This window comes from Rhodococcus sp. ARC_M12 (assembly GCF_022810385.1).
Taxonomy (GTDB): Bacteria; Actinomycetota; Actinomycetes; order Mycobacteriales; family Mycobacteriaceae; genus Rhodococcoides; species Rhodococcoides navarretei.
In genome coordinates this window covers 85,669-102,329 of the sequence record NZ_JALGQI010000017.1, presented here as the reverse complement: position 1 = coordinate 102,329, position 16,661 = coordinate 85,669, and the positions used below count along the sequence as shown (strand labels likewise).

General features: G+C 64.0%; 19 protein-coding genes. 14 read left to right on the top strand and 5 right to left on the bottom strand.

The window, feature by feature from the left end; all coding sequences use genetic code 11:
- Window positions 1–267: 267 nt before the first annotated feature.
- From MTX35_RS20625 to MTX35_RS20615, 3 genes are read left to right on the top strand one after another with little or no spacing between them, the layout of a single operon-like run.
- A complete protein-coding gene (locus tag MTX35_RS20625) occupies window positions 268–1,824 on the top strand; it encodes an NAD(P)/FAD-dependent oxidoreductase (RefSeq protein ID WP_243596753.1) in 1,557 nt (518 codons plus the stop codon).
- Between the two features lie 17 nt (window positions 1,825–1,841).
- Entirely contained in the window at window positions 1,842–2,642 is an 801-nt protein-coding gene (locus MTX35_RS20620) for an alpha/beta fold hydrolase (RefSeq protein ID WP_243596819.1), read from the top strand.
- On the top strand, window positions 2,639–3,316 hold the full coding sequence (locus tag MTX35_RS20615) for a TetR/AcrR family transcriptional regulator (RefSeq protein WP_243596752.1): 678 nt from the start codon (window positions 2,639–2,641) through the stop codon (window positions 3,314–3,316). The genes MTX35_RS20620 and MTX35_RS20615 overlap by 4 nt, the downstream gene beginning before the upstream one ends.
- Before the next feature lie 16 nt (window positions 3,317–3,332).
- On the opposite strand, the gene MTX35_RS20610 is transcribed toward MTX35_RS20615, so the two are convergent.
- The gene (locus MTX35_RS20610; RefSeq protein WP_243596818.1) at window positions 3,333–4,421 is read right to left on the bottom strand and encodes a ferredoxin--NADP reductase; all 1,089 of its coding nucleotides are present in this window, start codon (window positions 4,419–4,421) and stop codon (window positions 3,333–3,335) included.
- Window positions 4,422–4,533: 112 nt separating this feature from the next.
- Here MTX35_RS20610 and MTX35_RS20605 point away from each other — a divergent pair, with 112 nt between their 5' ends.
- From MTX35_RS20605 to MTX35_RS20575, 7 genes are all read left to right on the top strand, one after another.
- Window positions 4,534–5,538, top strand: a complete 1,005-nt coding sequence (locus tag MTX35_RS20605; protein ID WP_308198151.1) for an alpha/beta hydrolase — start codon at window positions 4,534–4,536, stop codon at window positions 5,536–5,538.
- On the top strand, window positions 5,538–6,416 hold the full coding sequence (locus tag MTX35_RS20600) for an SDR family NAD(P)-dependent oxidoreductase (protein WP_243596751.1): 879 nt from the start codon (window positions 5,538–5,540) through the stop codon (window positions 6,414–6,416). The genes MTX35_RS20605 and MTX35_RS20600 overlap by 1 nt, the downstream gene beginning before the upstream one ends.
- 1 nt (window position 6,417) lies before the next feature.
- The gene (locus tag MTX35_RS20595) at window positions 6,418–7,338 is read left to right on the top strand and encodes a ferritin-like domain-containing protein (RefSeq protein ID WP_243596750.1); all 921 of its coding nucleotides are present in this window, start codon (window positions 6,418–6,420) and stop codon (window positions 7,336–7,338) included.
- Window positions 7,335–8,858 (top strand): NAD(P)/FAD-dependent oxidoreductase, encoded by a 1,524-nt coding sequence (locus MTX35_RS20590; protein ID WP_243596749.1) that lies wholly within the window; start codon window positions 7,335–7,337, stop codon window positions 8,856–8,858. Before MTX35_RS20595 ends, MTX35_RS20590 begins: the two co-directional genes overlap by 4 nt.
- A 112-nt stretch (window positions 8,859–8,970) precedes the next feature.
- Window positions 8,971–9,705 (top strand): MerR family transcriptional regulator, encoded by a 735-nt coding sequence (locus MTX35_RS20585; protein ID WP_243596748.1) that lies wholly within the window; start codon window positions 8,971–8,973, stop codon window positions 9,703–9,705.
- Window positions 9,706–9,784: 79 nt separating this feature from the next.
- Window positions 9,785–9,991, top strand: a complete 207-nt coding sequence (locus MTX35_RS20580; protein WP_243596747.1) for a hypothetical protein — start codon at window positions 9,785–9,787, stop codon at window positions 9,989–9,991.
- Between the two features lie 50 nt (window positions 9,992–10,041).
- Entirely contained in the window at window positions 10,042–10,617 is a 576-nt protein-coding gene (locus tag MTX35_RS20575) for a YdcF family protein (protein ID WP_243596746.1), read from the top strand.
- 10 nt (window positions 10,618–10,627) lie between these two features.
- Here MTX35_RS20575 and MTX35_RS20570 read toward each other — a convergent pair whose 3' ends face one another.
- Window positions 10,628–10,993 carry a CrcB family protein gene (locus tag MTX35_RS20570; protein ID WP_243596745.1) on the bottom strand — a complete coding sequence of 122 codons (366 nt, stop codon included), beginning with the start codon at window positions 10,991–10,993 and terminating at the stop codon, window positions 10,628–10,630.
- The gene (locus MTX35_RS20565) at window positions 10,990–11,394 is read right to left on the bottom strand and encodes a CrcB family protein (protein WP_243596744.1); all 405 of its coding nucleotides are present in this window, start codon (window positions 11,392–11,394) and stop codon (window positions 10,990–10,992) included. The genes MTX35_RS20570 and MTX35_RS20565 overlap by 4 nt, the downstream gene beginning before the upstream one ends.
- An 80-nt stretch (window positions 11,395–11,474) precedes the next feature.
- On the opposite strand from MTX35_RS20565, the gene MTX35_RS20560 reads away from it, so the two are divergent.
- From MTX35_RS20560 to MTX35_RS20550, 3 genes are read left to right on the top strand one after another with little or no spacing between them, the layout of a single operon-like run.
- Entirely contained in the window at window positions 11,475–11,855 is a 381-nt protein-coding gene (locus MTX35_RS20560; RefSeq protein ID WP_374230340.1) for an STAS domain-containing protein, read from the top strand.
- A gap of 21 nt (window positions 11,856–11,876) precedes the next feature.
- Window positions 11,877–12,332 (top strand): ATP-binding protein, encoded by a 456-nt coding sequence (locus MTX35_RS20555; RefSeq protein WP_243596743.1) that lies wholly within the window; start codon window positions 11,877–11,879, stop codon window positions 12,330–12,332.
- 39 nt (window positions 12,333–12,371) lie between these two features.
- Window positions 12,372–14,159, top strand: coding sequence for an ABC transporter ATP-binding protein (locus MTX35_RS20550; protein ID WP_243596742.1), 1,788 nt, complete (start codon window positions 12,372–12,374; stop codon window positions 14,157–14,159).
- A 13-nt stretch (window positions 14,160–14,172) separates the two neighbouring features.
- Here MTX35_RS20550 and MTX35_RS20545 read toward each other — a convergent pair whose 3' ends face one another.
- Both MTX35_RS20545 and MTX35_RS20540 read right to left on the bottom strand, forming a co-directional pair.
- Window positions 14,173–14,556, bottom strand: coding sequence for a hypothetical protein (locus MTX35_RS20545; protein ID WP_243596741.1), 384 nt, complete (start codon window positions 14,554–14,556; stop codon window positions 14,173–14,175).
- 90 nt (window positions 14,557–14,646) lie between these two features.
- Complete coding sequence (locus MTX35_RS20540) at window positions 14,647–15,156, bottom strand: low molecular weight phosphatase family protein (protein ID WP_243596740.1); 510 nt, start codon at window positions 15,154–15,156, stop codon at window positions 14,647–14,649.
- Window positions 15,157–15,299: 143 nt separating this feature from the next.
- Between MTX35_RS20540 and MTX35_RS20535 the strand changes: the two genes are divergently transcribed.
- A complete protein-coding gene (locus tag MTX35_RS20535; protein ID WP_243596739.1) occupies window positions 15,300–16,655 on the top strand; it encodes an Hsp70 family protein in 1,356 nt (451 codons plus the stop codon).
- The last annotated feature ends 6 nt before the right edge of the window (window positions 16,656–16,661 follow it).

Sequence of the window (16,661 nt, the reverse complement as noted above, 5' to 3'; positions counted from 1 at the left end):
AGACCTGAGCCGTTGGCGGTGAGAAGGGCGAGGGCCAGCGCGGCGACGGCTGCGACCACCAGCGGAGTCATCGGAGCCCGATTCGGGCCGTCGTCGGAGTGAGGGCAAGGGGTCGTGTGCGCTTCATGGATATCCTTCTGTAGTTCGTACTCCTGAGCCTGGCATTGACATCGACATTGGTCAATGGCACATTATTTGATGTAGGTCGCGGTGTCGTGACTCGAGTGCGGAACCGCGATGGCGTGCGGCAAGACAGTGAGGGATGACGTGACGGCAAATCCAAGTCGATGGCCCGAGGTCGACAGTTCGATCGATGACAACTTTCAGGACGTTCTCATCATCGGTGCCGGCATATCGGGCGTCGGAGCGGCATATCGCCTGCAGCAGATGGCACCGGAGCTCAGCTACGCAATCCTCGAAGGCCGCGAGCGAGCCGGGGGTACCTGGGATCTGTTCCGATACCCCGGCATTCGGTCGGACAGCGATATCTTCACGTTCGCGTTCCCGCACACGCCGTGGCGAGGGGACACTCTGCTGGCTCATGGCGAAGACATCCGCAACTACATCGTCGATACCGCCTGTGCGAACGGAATCGACGAGCACACGCATTTCTCGACCATGGTCACGGCGGCGAATTGGGACTCCTCGACGGACCTGTGGACGGTCGACGCCCTGACGAACGGTGTACCCACCACCTACCGCAGCCGATTCGTGTTCCTGTGCACCGGCTACTTCGACTATTCGGGTGGGTACACCCCCGACTTCCCCGGGGTGGAGAAGTTCACGGGACAGGTGGTGCACCCGCAGCAGTGGCCCGAGGATCTCGACCACTCCGGCAAGCGGGTCGTCGTGATCGGGAGCGGCGCAACCGCGATCACATTGGTGCCGACGCTTGCGGCCGACGCCGCGTCGGTGACGATGCTGCAGCGTTCACCGACCTATATCGCATCACTACCGATGACCGATCCGTTCACCACGCTCACTCAGCGTGTACTGCCGGACTCCCTGGCCCACAGTGCGCTGCGGTGGCGCAATGCGCTATTGATGGTCGGCTCGTATCAGTTGTGTCGACGCGCGCCGAAAACGGCCCGCAGGGTGTTCCGTGCGATGGCGAAGGCGCAGCTGCCGCGCGGATACGACGTCGACAAGCACTTCGAGCCGACCTATGCCCCGTGGGACCAGCGGCTGTGCGTCGTACCCGACGGCGATCTCTTCAAGGCCATTCGCAGCGGTCGAGCGACCGTGGTGACCGACCGGATTGCCGAGATCACCGCCGACGGGATCAGGTTGGAATCAGGTGACGAGGTCCCTGCTGACATCATCGTCACCGCAACGGGATTGAAGCTGCAGGCGTTCGGCGGTATAGAACTTTTCCTGGACGGCGAGCGGCTGGAAGTGCACGACAAGTTCGTCTACAAGGGCCACATGCTCGAGGACGTACCCAATGTTGCATGGTCCATCGGGTACACGAACGCATCGTGGACGCTCAAGGCCGACATGACGGCGCAGGCAGTAGCAAAACTGTTGGTGTACATGCGCTCTCACGGCTACACCCATGCGACCCCGGACCGGCAGGGCAAAGCCGTGGACTCTCGTCCGGTTGTCGATCTCGCCTCCGGATACGTCACGCGTTCCTTGAACGAGCTACCCAAATCGGGAACCGAACGTCCCTGGTCGGTGCGGCAGAACTACATTCTCGACAGGATCGACGCACGATTCGACGATCTGACGGAATCGATGACGTTCGGCCGTGCGGCGCACTCGAGGGTGGCTGGAACGGCGAACGTGTATCGCATTAATCCGAGAAAGATTGGTATGCAGTGACTTCGGACATCGATGGCCTGACCCTCGCACACACGATCCGGGGTGAGGGTCCTACATTGGTGCTCATTCACGGCATCGTCCATCGACAACATGCGTGGGACAGCGTCGTCGAGACATTGGCACGGCATCGACGAGTGGTGACGGTGGACCTGCCCGGCCACGGCGCGTCACCGGACTTGCCCACGGAGGAATTCGATCTGGGGCCGTGGATCGTGGCCGAGCTCGAGCGCTTCCTTCAGTACGTGGCGGTGGACGGCGAGAAGCCGCACGTGGCAGGTAATTCGTTGGGAGGATACTTCGCAATGGAACTCGCCGCCCGCGGGTCGGTCGCCTCCGCGACCGCGCTCTCACCGGCCGGATTCTTTCGCGGACACTGGGATCAGACCCGCGCGCTGCTCGTCTTCCGACTACTGCGAACGTTGTCGCGAGTCATCGCCCCGATCGCACCGGCCGTCATGCGTTCGGTCGTCGGACGCACGATCGCCAACGGCGTCTTCTACGCCAAGCCGTGGCGAGTTCCCGCAGCGACCGCCACGATCGACGCACTCAGCATCACCACCAACCGGGCGATCGACGCAGCCGGTAATGCAGTGCCGCGCTTCAGTATTCCGGTCGACGAGACCGTTCCCGTCACCGTAGCGTGGGGCCGTCGTGACTTGGTTCTGCCGGTCTATCAGGCACCGCTCGTGCGTCGAACCTTTCCGCAGGCCGACGTGACGACTTACCCGGGGCTCGGGCACGTCCCGATGTCGGACGATCCCGAGCTGGTGGCGTCGATTCTGCTGAGGGGATCACGAGCGGTACCGCAGTCGGCATGAGCGTGGTGGTCAAGGTGGACGGGCGAAGCGACCGGTGGCGCGATCACAGAATCACCCGGCGACGTGAACTGCTCGATCGAACGCTGACAGCGATTCGTGAGCACGGACACGACGTGGGTATGGATGCCATCGCGGCAGCGAACGGCGTCTCGAAAACCGTTCTGTACAAACACTTCGCGGACAAAAAGGGTCTCGCCGACGCTGCAATGGCTCGATACGTCGAGACTGCACTGGTGCCGCGGATCCAGGACGCGATCTCCGAGGACCACGACGAGTACCACCTCACCCGCGCGGTGATCAGTGCCTACGTCACGACGGTGGCCACCGATCCCGATATCTACATCTATGTCCACGCCAACAGCGCAGTCAGCGGCAATCAGGACATCATCACTGCGGCGGAGGATCTGATCGCACACCTGCTGGCGACGGTCATCGCCGACAGATTTCGAGAGCGCGAGTTCTCCACGCCCGGCTCGATGCCCATCGCTTTCGCCATGATCGGTGCGGTCCGGTTGGCATCACACTGGTGGATCTTCGATCGAACCATGACGGCCGACGAACTCGTCGACTACCTCACCATGATGGTCTGGGGCGGAATCGCGGGCATAGCGCGCGCTGCGGGATCGGCCGCGACCTTCACGTCGCAGCCTCACCCGTTGACGCTCGAGGGCTGAGCGTCAACCTCCCGCATCAGCGGTCGAACACCGCCCGAATCGCCGTCGAATCGGGCACGGACTGGCAGGCCAATCGGACGCCGTGCTTCAGTTCGTGCTCGTCGAGCGTCTCGTTCGCAAGCATCGTCACGGTGCCTTCGGTGAGCGTGTACGCGCAACCGCCGCAGGTTCCTTCGCGGCACACGTACGGCGGATCGAGACCCAACTCGAGGAGCCGGTCGAGCAGTTTGGTGTCCGCATTCCAGGCGAACTCGGTCTCCATTCCGTCGATCTCGACCTGAGCGGTGACTGAGTTCGCATCCGGTTCCCCGGATGCCGGCGCGTCGCCGGCCCGGAACGGATTGGCGTCGAAGGAAGAGAACACCTCCCGATGTGTTCTGCGCGGCGTCGTACCGGTGCGGGCGAGCCACTCCTCGGCAACGTTCATGTACTGCGGAGGGCCGCACAGGAAGGCCTCGCACTCGGCCGGAACTGGTGCATCCAGCGAGGCCAGTCCGGCAGCGGTGGGTAGCCCCGAGTCCGAGGTGTACCAGTGGTGAACGTCGAGACGATCGGGAAAACGAGACTGCAGTTCGGTCAGTTGCTCTCCGAAAATCACCGAGTCGCGGCTCTGGTTGGCGTAGACGAGGGTGATCCGATTGTCGTGCCGCAACAGAGCGGTTTTGATGATCGACATGATCGGGGTGATGCCGCTGCCGGCGGCCATGAGGACGAAATCCACGTCCCAGCTCTCGGGTCCGAACATGCCCGACGGTTTCAGCGCTTTGAGTCGCATCCCACGAACAGCGTTGTCGTGCAACCAGTGTGATGCAAGGCCGTCGTGGATTCGCTTGACGGTCACGGTGGGGAACGGGTCCCGTGCCGGGGAGCTGGAGAAGGAGTAGCAGCGAGCCACCGAGCCGCCGTCGGCGCAGGGAATCTCCAGGGTGAGAAACTGCCCCGGCTCGTACCGAAACTGAGCTTCTCGATGCTCGGGGACCGCGAATCCGAGGGAGACCGCATCCTCGGTTTCGTGGGTCACCTCGGCGATCTCCAACTCGAAGATCCTGTCCTCGGGACCGGTGGCAGACGTATCGGGGTCCGCCGATGGTGCGCTCCTGAACATCGTCACGTGTGCTCGCTCCTTTGCGCTCATGGTGCTGGTCGTCACTGTTACACACTTTGCCACTAATTAATAGGCCATTGACAAATGGCGAATAGCAGGTGAAGGTGACGAGGTGACTTCGACCACCAACGACGACTACCTGCCGCACGGTGCATTCAGTGCCGGGAGTCGTCGAACCCGTCTGGCTGCCTTGATGACTCGGCTGATGCTGCGTCCCATCACGAACATGCTCCCGACCTCCCGCGGCGGCATCGAGTTCTCCCGACGCCTCGTCGCCACCTCGATGAACCTGTTCGGTCCGGTCCCGAAGGGAACGACAGTGGACCTGGTGGCCGACGGCCCGGTGCGCGGCGAGTGGGTGCGAGCACCCGGCGTGTCCCCGGGGCCACGCGTGATCCTCTACATCCACGGCAGCGCCTACGTGATCTGCTCGGCGCGTACACATCGTGGTCTGACCGCGAGGTTGTCCAGGTCGACGAGTCTGCCGGTGTTCACGGTGGACTACCGGCTGGCCCCGGAACACCCGTTCCCCGCCGCGGCCGACGACCTCGAAGCCGCGTACCGCTGGCTGCTCGGCCAGGGGTACGACGCATCGAGCATCGTCATCGCCGGGGACTCTGCCGGCGGCCACCTGGCCGCCGACCTGATCATCGAGAACGACCGAACCGGGACGCCGCAACCGGGAGCGATGGTGCTGTTCTCGCCGTTGATCGACCTCGACTTCGAGCTCTCTGCGCGGATGGAACGCACACGCAAGGATCCGATGATCTCGGCGAAGGCAGCGCGAGGACTGGTCTCGCTGTACACCGACGGCCACGATGCGAATCTCCCGCGTCTCCGGCTCGATCTCGGACGTGTGCGGGAGCTTCCATCGACGCTGATCCAGGTGGGCGGAGCCGAGATGCTCCGGGGCGATGCGCGACACCTGCACTCCATGATCGACGCGGCCGGCGGAGAGAGCGAACTCGAAATCTGGCCCGATCAGATGCACGTGTTCCAAGCTCTCCCGAGGTTGATACCCGAGGCCGAGCATGCACTCGAGCATGCAGCCGAGTTCATCGGCTATGCGCTCGACAGCCAAGTTGTACAGGATGATTCGAAGGAACAGGTGAGCTGATGAGAACCAAGGCCGGAAAACCCTCGTACGGGTCGAGAGCGGTAGTGACCGGTGCAGGCAGCGGCATCGGGCGGGCGTTCGCACTCGAACTGGCTCGACGTGGAGGCGTCGTCATGTGTGCCGACATCTCGCTACCGAGGGCGCAGGAGACGGTGGCGATGGTGCAGGCACTGGGCGCGACCGGATACGCCGTCGAATGCGATGTCTCGATACGGGAGAACGTCGAAGAACTGGCGCTGCGTGCCGGCATCGAATTCGACGGACCCACCACGGTGCTCATCAACAACGCAGGCGTCGGCATCGGCGGAAAGCCCGTCGGCAACGTCGGTTTCGAGGACTGGAACTGGGCCTTGGGAATCAACCTCTGGGGCGTGATCCACGGGTGCGAGGTGTTCACGCCTGGGCTTCGGGCCGCCGGGGAGGGCGGGATCATCAACGTCGCGTCCGCCGCCGGCTTCGCTGCTGCGCCGCTGATGGGTCCGTACAACGTCGGCAAGGCCGCAGTGATGAGCCTGTCGGAAACGATGGCGGCGGAATTCTCGGGTACCGGTGTGCGGGTGTCGGTTCTGTGCCCCACGTTCGTCAAGACCAACGTTGCCGTCGACGGCCGGATCACCGCGAGTTCGTCCCGGCTGGCCGAGTTCGCGATGCGCTGGACCGGGCGTTCGCCCGACAAGATCGCTGCCCGAACGCTCGATGCCTTCGACCGGGGCCGGCTCTACGTCGTACCCCAGTTCGACGCCAAAGCCGTCTGGCGGTTCAAGAGACTGCTACCCGCCGTGTACGTGCGTTTTCTCGGGTTGCTCAACCGTGTGATGCCCGCCGAGCAGCAGCCGGCGAAAGACCAATCCCTTACCTCGACAACTACAGGAGCCTGACATGGCAATGGATTTCGATGACATGTTGACCAAGATCAAGGACCGTCAGTGGGCATTGGCGGACATCGATTGGGACGGGCCGGGTGCCGAGACCATCAGCCCCGAGCTGCACGCCAAACTCAAGCCTTTCATGTCCGATCTGATGTGGATCGAGAATGTGGGCGCTCGGGGCTTCGCGGCGATGGCGCTCAAGGCTCCGAACGAGACGCTGGCCGAGATCTATCGCTACTTCCACGCCGAGGAGCAGAAGCACGCCAATGCCGAGCTTGCGCTCATGCGGCGTTGGGGCATGCTCGACGGCGACGAGATGCCCGAGCCGAACATCAACGTCAAGCTCGTCATCGACTGGCTCGACAAGCATTCCGACGGGCTCTCCCTGACCGTGCTGGGCACCGTCATCCCGATGCTCGAGGTGGCGCTGGACGGCGCGCTCGTGAAGTTCATCATGGACGAGATCGACGATCCGGTGTGTCAGGCAGTGTTCAAGAAGATCAACTCCGACGAATCTCGCCATCTGGCGGTCGATTTCGCGGTCATCGAATTGCTCGGGCATTCCCGGATGCGCAAGCTGGTGGTCGAGACCATCGGGGCTTGGATGAACCCGGCCCTCATCGTCGGATTGCTGCGTTACATCCCGCTGCTGAACAAGATGCGCGACAACATCGTCGAGATGGGTGTCGACGAGGAACGGCTCTACACCGCGATGAAGCGATTCCGCAGTGTGGGGGAGCGTAGCCCCGAGGCGCTCCGCGTGCCGATGTATCGATTCGTGCAGTGGCACAGCAGTATCGTCATCAACCGCAAGCACCCATACCATCGCCTTGCGGACGGCCTGGTGAGGCTCACTCGCCGGTACCCGGCCAAGACTCTCAATTCCGAACCCACCTGGGCCAAGGAACTGACCTACGAGCCCGTCGCATGAGCGAGTTCGACGTGCGCGAAGGGGTACTCGACGCGGTGATCGTCGGTGCGGGATTCGCCGGAATCGGTACCGCTATCCGACTGCGCAACAGTGGAATCGAGAACTTCGCCATCCTCGAACGCGGCAGTGCCGTCGGCGGAACCTGGCGCGACAACACGTACCCGGGCGCAGCCTGCGACATACCCTCGCGGTTGTATTCGTACAGTTTCGCGCCCAATCCCAACTGGTCGCACACCTACTCCGGTAGCGGTGAGATTCTCGACTACATCCACACGATGGTGGGTGAGTTCGACATAGAATCGCGTATTCGATTCGGACACAATGTCGTCGACATCATCTGGAACGAGGCGGCCGGGCATTGGCACGTGAGCATCGACGGGCGTCCCGATGTTCGGGCGCGCACGGTGGTGATGGCGTCGGGCCCACTGGCCAATGCGAGCCTGCCCAACATTCGCGGCATCGACACCTACGAGGGGCACAAGATCCACAGTGCTCGGTGGGATCACGACTACGACTTCGAGGGTAAGAAGGTCGCGGTCGTGGGAACCGGGGCGAGCGCGGTACAGATCGTGCCCGAACTGGTGAAGATCGCCGATACGGTCAAGGTGTTCCAACGTACCCCGGGTTGGACGCTGCCCAGACTGAATCGAAAGGTGCAGGCAGGCACCAAGCGTCGTTATGCTCGATACCCGCAGACGCAGACCCTGGCGCGTTCGCTGTGGTTCTGGGGGCACGAGTCCGTTGCCCTCGGTGTCGTGTGGAAGACCCCGTTGACGCGCATCGTCGAACTGGCCGGGCGGGCGCATCTGCGTCAGCAGGTTCGTGATCCGTGGCTGCGGCGACAGCTGACACCTCGGTTCCGGGCCGGGTGCAAACGACTGTTGATGACCAGCGACTACTACCCGGCTCTACAGAAGCCCAACTGCACGTTGGTGACCTGGCCGATCGCGACGCTCTCGCCCAAGGGCATTCGAACCGTGGAAGGCATCGAGCATCAGTTCGACGCCATCGTGTTCGCCACCGGGTTCGACGTGTCCAACACCGGGACCCCCATTCCGATCACCGGACGCGACAGCCGCGTGCTGGCCGACGAATGGAGCGCGGGAGCCAAGGCGTACAAGAGCATTGCGGTATCGGGCTATCCGAACATGTACTTCACCTTCGGTCCCAACTCCGGTCCGGGGCACAGTTCGGCGTTGGTGTACATGGAGGCGCAGATCGACTACATCGTCGAGGCGATCTCTCTGGTACTCGACGGAGATCTGCACAGTGCCGACGTACGCCAGGACGTCCAGGATGCCTACAACGAGGACATGCAGCGCAAACTGGCGAAGACGACCTGGAATTCCGGTTGCAGCAGTTGGTATCTCACCGAGGACGGCTTCAACGCCACCATGTTCCCCGGTTTCGCCACCCAGTACGTCAACCAACTCCGAGGTGTCGAACAGGGCGACTTCACCATGGTTCCGCGCCGCGTCGAGCTGCCGCGGGAACCCGCACGGGCCGTCGCCCACTCCTGAATCGCTCGACAGCATGCTTGTCGATGCGACGACGTTCGGGTTCGGGTCCCCCTTCCGCCGCGTGGTCGACGTATATCCTGAGGGTCGACGCGCGGCGGAGGTAGGGAGCTCGGTGGAGTATCGAATCGACGACTTGGCCCGAGAGGCCAAGACGACCACTCGCAACGTGCGGGCGTACCAGGAACGCGGGCTGCTGCCGCCGCCCACGCTCCGAGGGCGAGTCGGTATCTACAACGACGGTCACCTGACACGGTTGAAGGTGATCGACTCGCTGCTCCAGCGGGGTTTCACCTCGGCGCACATCGCGGACTTCCTCTCGGGCTGGGAGCAGGGCAAAGGCCTGGAAGAAATCCTGGGCTTGCAGGAAATCGTGACTCGCAAGTGGTCGTCGGCCGAGACCACGGTCATTCCCGTCGAATTGATCGCTCAATTTCTCGGTGAGGACAACGACGCCATCGTTGCCCGACTCATCGAAGTGAAACTGATCAGGATCGACGGTGACCAGTGCGAGATTCTCGATCCGACACTTCTCGAGGTCTTCGTCGATCTGAGCCAGTACGGCTTCACGTTGGAGCAGCTGCTCGACCAGCACGAGAGGACCGCGTCGAAGATGAACGCGATCGCCGAGTCGATGGTGGGGAGCGTGACCGACCACCTGATCGCGCAACACGGTCCGGGTTGGCTCCCCAAGTCGGGAGAGGTGGCCGAAACAACCGAGATGTTCGAGAAGATGCGCAGCCTGGCGATGAAATCTGCGCAGGCAGAGCTGGCCCGCGCCCTCGATCGGGTCCAGGAACAGGCACTGAGTGACTATCTGTCACAGACGTTGTCGAGGCAGAACGAGTAGTCGCGGTTTGAAGACTGCGACAATCGGACATACCAGACTCTCGACAGCCGAACGGCGGCTGACCGCCTAAGGGGGCACCATGAGGTTCGTAACACTGATCGTTCTCGTCTGGCTGATCGTCGGCGCATTCGCGTCGTACCAGCGTGGATATTTCGAGAGCGCTCCGGAGAACTGCGGCGGAGCGGGCACCATCGCTCTCACTGTCGTCGCAGGACCGCTCAACTACTTCGGCGTCAACCCTGAGGTCACGGACTGCAACGTCAACGTGCCTCAGCCGAGTGAGTGATACGAGTCTCTGACCGCGCGCCCGCAGTGCACCTTCCCTAACCTGGTGAGGTGTTCCGTGGACGCTTGTTGCTGTATCTCGCCTTCGCGATCCCTGTTGTCCTGGTCTCGCTCATCGGCGTCGGCGGCTACGTCGCGTTCACCAAGGCTCGCGTCGATCCGCTGACCTCGGCCGACGCCATCGTCGTACTGGGTGGTGAGCACGACGGCCGCGAGGCGTACGGAATCTCGCTCGCCGAGCAAGGTCTCGCGAACACGGTTGTGCTCTCCGATCCTTACGGGGCCGGTGACGCGACGATGAAGAAGGCGTGCGCCACATCCTCGGAGAAGTTCGAGGTGCTGTGCATCCCGCCGGTGCCCTCGACCACACGGGGGGAGGCGATCTTCACTCAGGAACTCGCCCGCGAACGCGGATGGAACCACGTCATCGTCGTCACGTGGCGCTACCACTTACCGCGCGCCCGCTACATCTTCGATCAATGCTTCGACGGCACCGTCACCATGCGTCCGACGCCGCGGGCCTACGACTTCTCCCTCGTCGAGTGGGAATTCACGTATCTCTATCAAATTGCGGGATTCGTCAAGGCCGGAGTGCAGGGGCCGTGCGAGGACTCGGCGAGCGACTGACGGAGCCGAGTCAGAAAATCTTGTGATAGAGCGTGATGCCGGACTTCCACGCCAGGAATCCGAACATCACCGCAGCGATACCACCCACCATGTTCGCAGTGAAGAACGTTGCAGCGCTGCGGTACTGCTGCTTGCGGGTGAGCCGAAGCGTAGCCAGTACCACCGTGGCCAACGGAGCCACCGACGCCAGAAATCCGATGCCCACGAGCGAACGAAACCGGTCCGGTGGATCGAGAGCGAACACCAACCCCAACGCCGCGCACGCCACGAGATTGAGTGCGGACAACCGTCGCCTGGACCTGATCGCGTACGAGAACACGAACTGCCCGAGCGCAGCGAGCCCGCCTCCGGCGGCCACCAGGAGCATGGTCGTCATCGGATGCTGCTCGGCCTCGGCTTGGTGATCGCGGCTCCGAGCGCCATCGCGATCAGGGCCACGACCGGAGTCCCCAGCAGATACAGCACCGAATTCCACGCCCCGCGATGCGTCACCGCCTGAAACGCGTACAGGCCGAACGTGGTGAAACCGCACGCCAGGCCGAATACTCCTGCACGAGCAACCGGAGCGGGTCGGCTCCAGAGGTAGCCGAGCGCCGCCCCGACGACGAGACATCCGAACACGTTGACTCCGAACGTGCTCATCAACTGCCACCTCGGCGTCGCCCGCCACGTCCAGACCTCGTATCGCAGCGCCGCACCGACCGCGCCGCCGACCGTGACCGCGACGTACTCGCCGACCGAACGACGGCGGTCCGCGTCTTGCAGTCCTTCGATCATCGAAGCGAGCCTAATGGGAGTGCGGCAACTCGGCTGAGCGGAAGAAAGTCGGCCAAGGTGGGCCGGGGTAAAGTCTTCGTGTGACTGCGGACGATATGGGCCCTGGGCCCCAGCACTTCGATGTGATGGTGGAATGGCGTGATCAGGACGTAGTTCTGGCCGTGTCCGGTGAATTGGATCTCGTGACGGCTCCTGATCTGTCCGAGTCCGTTGCGCTCGTGCTCGAGAAGTCGCCGACGGCGGTGGTGATCGATCTCAGTGATGTGGGATTTCTCGCGTCCGCCGGAATGTCTCTGTTGGCGTCGACGCATCAGCAACTGGGTGGATCGGCCGGGTTTGCGGTGGTCGCGGACGGTCCGGCGACCGGTCGTCCCCTCACTCTCGTCGGTCTGGACGAGGTCTTCGGGATCTATGCTTCGGTAGACGAAGCATTCGTTGCGCTTCATGCGGGTAGATCCTGAACTTTTGGGTAGACGGGATTCATGATGGCGACTCTCTCCGGGGGTGACGACTCACGTACCGACAGTTCGATCTCGACGGCAGGTGCGCGAATGGAAGAACTGCTGTTCACCGACGAGCCCGCCGACGCGGATCGAGCGTCGGAGCTTCGTCGTGAGCTCGGTGATTGGCTGAACGGGGTGGGCATCGACGCCGATCGTGCGTACGACGTGGTGCTGGCCACCTACGAGGCCATAGCGAACAGCGTCGAGCACGCATATCGCGATCACACCGACCGCGGAACTCTCGACATTCGGGTGTCGTGTGCCGCGGAGGGGCGAATCGACGTGCGTGTGACCGATCGCGGGGATTGGGCATCGCACAACTCCGATCCCAATCGCGGGCGTGGTGTGCCGCTGATGCGGGCGCTTGCCGACAGCGCCGCAGTCACCTCGGACCAGAACGGTACGACCGTGCACATGATCTGGGACGCGGTCTAGGCCGACCGCCCTGACCTCCCTTTCCGGCACACTGGTGCCATGGTCGACGTGCAGCTCGCTACGGCGGAGAAGAAGAAGATAACTGTCCCGAATCTGCGGGTGCTGTGGCAGTTCGTTCGGCCGCATCGTAGGACACTGTCGCTGGGCCTGACTCTCGGCCTGATCGGAACCGGAGCCGCTCTGGCGACGCCGATGGTCGCCAAAGGAGTGCTCGACGGCCTCGGCACCGACGCGTCCCTGATACAGCCGGTGCTGATTCTGGTGGGTCTGCTGGTGGTGGGATCGCTGGTTCTGTATCTGCAGTGGATCGTGCTGGGAGTGTTGGCCGAACGCGTGGTGCTGGACGCCCGCAAAACCATCGTGCGCAAGTACTTCGGTGCCACGGTGGGAAGTCTGGGCACTCGTCCCACCGGAGAACTCGTCACTCGGGTCACCTCCGACACCGTTCTGCTGCGCGAGGCCACGTCGAATGCGTTGGTGGCGATCGTCAACAGTGTCGTCGGCCTCGTCGGTGCACTGATTCTCATGGCCGTGCTCGATCTGGTGCTGCTCGGCGCGATCGCCTCGGCGATCATTGCGATCGCGGTGTTGTTCGCGCGTCTGATGCCTCCTATCGCCGTCGCCCAGCGGCAATCCCAGGAAGCGGTGGGCCGCCTCGGCGGAATTCTCGACGGCACTCTGCGGGCGATCCGTACTGTCAAGTCCAGCAGAGCCGAGGCCCGCGAATCGGAGCGAGTCATCGCTGAGGCGCGCATCTCCGCCCAGCACAGCGTGCGGGCGGTCAAGATCTCCGCGCTGGCATGGACGTTCGCCGGGGGTGGAGTGCAGCTGGCGATCATCGGAATCCTCGGTCTCGGCGGATACCGCGTCAGCACCGGGGCGCTGGCCGTGTCGAGTCTGATCGCTTTTCTGCTGTACGCATTCCAGGTGATGGGGCCGGTGTCCACGCTGGCCACGAACATCACCGCGTTGCAGGCCGGAATGGCCGCAGCCGCTCGTATCCGCCAGATCGACGACCTGGTCACCGAAAAGGGTGAGACGGGTTCTGCGCAGTCGGTGAGGACCGACGCGCCTGCCCCGGCTCTCGAATTCCGCAGCGTCACAGCCCGATACGCACCGGGTAGGGAGCCGGCCGTGCGCGGTATCGATTTCCAGGTGCCTGCGCGTGGGCACACCGCGATCGTCGGGCCGTCGGGCGCAGGCAAGACCAGTGTCTTCTCGCTGATCCTGCGTTTCCTGACGCCGGAGGCCGGCGAGATCAGGCTCGGCGGAACCCCGTACGACGAGCTGACGATCGACGAGGTTCGAGCCCGGTTGTCGTACGTGGAGCAGGAGACGCCGGTGATCCCCGGCTCGGTCCGTGAGAACCTGCTCTTCAGCCACCCCGAGGCCAGCGAGGCCGACATCTGGGCGGCGCTCGAGTCCGTTCGACTCGATTCGACCATCCGTGCGCTCGACGAGGGACTCGACACCGACCTGATCGGATCGACCATATCCGGTGGGCAACGGCAACGAATTGCGTTGGCCAGAGCCATCGTTCGACGCCCTCAGATTCTGCTGCTGGACGAGGCGACAGCTCAGGTCGACGGCCGTACGGAGGCGGCCATCCACGAGGTGATCCGATCGATCGCGTCCGACGCCGCCGTCGTGACCATCGCGCACCGGTTGTCCACCGTGCTCGACGCCGACACCATCCTCGTGATGGAGGACGGAGTGGTCCGCGCCAGGGGCACCCACGAGGAACTCATCGAGACCGACTCGCTCTACCGAGAGCTGCTGGCCGCGTTGAGAATCGGCGACAACACAGCGTTGAGCACACCCAGCTGAGCAGGCCCGGAGCCTACCGCCCCGAGTCGGACTCGTCCTCGGACTCGGTGGTGGTGCTCTCCTCGTCGGACTCGTCCTCGGACGTGGTGGTCGTCCGGTCCGAGGACGGGGTGCGGCGCGGGCTTCTCGTCGTCGTCTCGGATCGATCCGGCGTGGTCGTGGTTGGGCGAGCGGTGGTGGGTGGTGCCACCTGCCAGGTGGGGGAGGGCGGCACGATGACGATCGTCGAACTCGGCGTCATCTCTACCGAACTGAGCTCGTCCGATCTCAGAGCCGGTGGACGCACCGTCTCACTCGTGTCGTCGAACGCGCCACCGAGCGCGCCGATGGTCAATCCGACAGCGACGGCCACCCCAGCGCTCGCTACTGCTGCCAACGCGATGACCTTGTCGCGCATGCACAGACCCTAACGCCGTGGCCGAACCCGGATGGTCGGCAATGATGCGAGAACGTTACCTCAGCGAGGGACGCGGTGAGGGATGGGCGTTCACTGCGGTGACAACCGCAGAACAGCGGGCAGCGTCTCCGCGATCAGCTCCCCGGCATGCTCGTAGACCGACGGATCGCGGCGGTACGGATCGCCGATGTCGAGTGTGTCGATTCGATGTACGGCCCGCGCGTCGGCGAGTGCCGCAACGGAGTGCGCACCGGACGCGGCGGCCAGGCCGGATGCCTCGAGCAGTGTGAAGGTGCGACGCATCTGCCGCGGTGCGAGTGCCAGAACGGCGTCACGGTGTGCCGCGGTCATCGTCAGCACCAGGTCGGCGTCGGCAGCGATGGTAGGCGTGAGGCGTCGGGCGACGAAACCGTCGGGATCGCCGCCGAGCTGCATCAGCACCGTCGCTGCTGTCGGGTCCATGGGGTGTCCGGTCAATCCCTGCGTTCCGGCGCTCGACGCGGTCAGCTCGAATCCGCCCTCGTGAGCGAACGCGGCCGCGAGGCGCTCGGCTGTGGGCGATCGGCAGATGTTCCCGGTGCAGACGAACAGAACGCGCATGATCGCAACTGTAGTGGTGTGGTCGGGTGCCGCACCGTGCTCCGAGGGACGCGCTACAGTGAGCCATTGGCAGGGGGATCGAGACCGGTTCGTGACATCGAGTCTCGGCGTGTGTTCACGGGGAAGTCGACCGAAGGCGGGTAATGACCGAAGTTCTCGGTGTGTCGGTGGGGGCCAGCGCAGTGCGCATGGCCCGTCCCGACGCGCGCCCTCAGAATTCGGGTCGCCTCGATTTTCACCACGACACCGTCGATGCCTACTGGGATCGCGCCGAGGAATTGGCCGCCGAGTCGATCGGGGTCGTGCTTTCGCAGCCCGGTGACGGTGGGCCGGTGCAGGCGACCGGCGTTGCGTACCGAGACCAGCAGCAGTTCGGTGAGATTCAGCAGGCGATGGCGAGCCAGCGGCTCTACAACTATCGACTGGTTCCCGAGGCGCGTGCGGCATTGCAGTACCTGGAGGCCTCGGGTGAGCTGGGACATTTCGGCACAATTGCTCTCTACGATCTCGGCAGCTCCGGGCTGACGATCAGCGTGATCGACCGCGGCACCGGGCAGGTTCTGCTCGCCGAACGCACCATCGACATCAGCGGTGACGACTTCGATCGGCTCATCTCGGACAACCAGCTCGCCAAGCAGGGCGTCGACATTGCCGACAACCAAGAACTGAGTGCATTCACCGCGCGGTGCCGCGTGGCCAAGGAGCAGCTCTCGACCAGCGGTGCCGTGTGCCTGCCCGGCGACGGCGGCGTGATCCTGATCTCGCGCGAGGCATTCGAATCTCTGGTGACCGTTCCGATCGAGTACTCGGCGCGGTTGGTGCGTGACGTGATCGGTCGTTCACCCAAGCACGTCGACGCGCTATTCCTCATCGGCGGCGGCGCACGCATTCCGCTGGTGGAATCGATTCTCGGTGCGTGGATCGGTCTCCCGGTCGTCACGCCGGCAGACCCGGAATCGGTGGCTGCCCGCGGGGCGGCACTTCTGGCGACTCCCGTGGCCGACGCACCGCGTCGACCGGCACCGCAGTCCGGGATTCGGCAGTCTCCCTCCGATCCAGCGTCTCTGACCGGAGCTCCGGATTGGTTGAGTCCCGAGCCGGCTGCCGACAAGCCCGCCGACTCCAAGCGCAAGGTGCGTGGAGCGGTACTCGTCGCGGGTGGTCTCGTTGCCGTCGCGGCTCTGGGATTGTCTCTCGGGTACGGCGGTGGTTCGACCGAACCGACGAGCGCTCCAGCGGAAACGACTGCTCCGATCACGGCGGTGCCCACCACGCCGAGAACGACGGTCCCGCCCACCACTGCGCCGCCGACCACCACCGTGCCGCCCACAACCGAGGCCGCGCAGGCTCCGGCGCGCACCTACTCCGAGCCCGAGTACGTTCCGCCTGCTGCGCCCGCACCTGCTCCGCCGCCGCCGCTGATCCCCGGCCTTCCGCAGATTCAGCTGCCGCAGATCCAGTTGCCGCCGCCACCGGTCATCCAGTTGCCGCGTTTCTAGCCCGCT

Coding starts and splice junctions, on each gene's coding strand:
- MTX35_RS20590 (WP_243596749.1), top strand. CDS start 7,335: ATGAGCGAGTTCGACGTGCGCGAAGGGGTACTCGACGCGGTGATCGTC.
- MTX35_RS20540 (WP_243596740.1), bottom strand. CDS start 15,156: ATGCGCGTTCTGTTCGTCTGCACCGGGAACATCTGCCGATCGCCCACA.
- MTX35_RS20555 (WP_243596743.1), top strand. CDS start 11,877: ATGATGGCGACTCTCTCCGGGGGTGACGACTCACGTACCGACAGTTCG.
- MTX35_RS20580 (WP_243596747.1), top strand. CDS start 9,785: ATGAGGTTCGTAACACTGATCGTTCTCGTCTGGCTGATCGTCGGCGCA.
- MTX35_RS20610 (WP_243596818.1), bottom strand. CDS start 4,421: ATGTTCAGGAGCGCACCATCGGCGGACCCCGATACGTCTGCCACCGGT.
- MTX35_RS20570 (WP_243596745.1), bottom strand. CDS start 10,993: ATGACGACCATGCTCCTGGTGGCCGCCGGAGGCGGGCTCGCTGCGCTC.
- MTX35_RS20545 (WP_243596741.1), bottom strand. CDS start 14,556: ATGCGCGACAAGGTCATCGCGTTGGCAGCAGTAGCGAGCGCTGGGGTG.
- MTX35_RS20595 (WP_243596750.1), top strand. CDS start 6,418: ATGGCAATGGATTTCGATGACATGTTGACCAAGATCAAGGACCGTCAG.
- MTX35_RS20535 (WP_243596739.1), top strand. CDS start 15,300: ATGACCGAAGTTCTCGGTGTGTCGGTGGGGGCCAGCGCAGTGCGCATG.
- MTX35_RS20600 (WP_243596751.1), top strand. CDS start 5,538: ATGAGAACCAAGGCCGGAAAACCCTCGTACGGGTCGAGAGCGGTAGTG.
- MTX35_RS20565 (WP_243596744.1), bottom strand. CDS start 11,394: ATGATCGAAGGACTGCAAGACGCGGACCGCCGTCGTTCGGTCGGCGAG.
- MTX35_RS20550 (WP_243596742.1), top strand. CDS start 12,372: ATGGTCGACGTGCAGCTCGCTACGGCGGAGAAGAAGAAGATAACTGTC.
- MTX35_RS20615 (WP_243596752.1), top strand. CDS start 2,639: ATGAGCGTGGTGGTCAAGGTGGACGGGCGAAGCGACCGGTGGCGCGAT.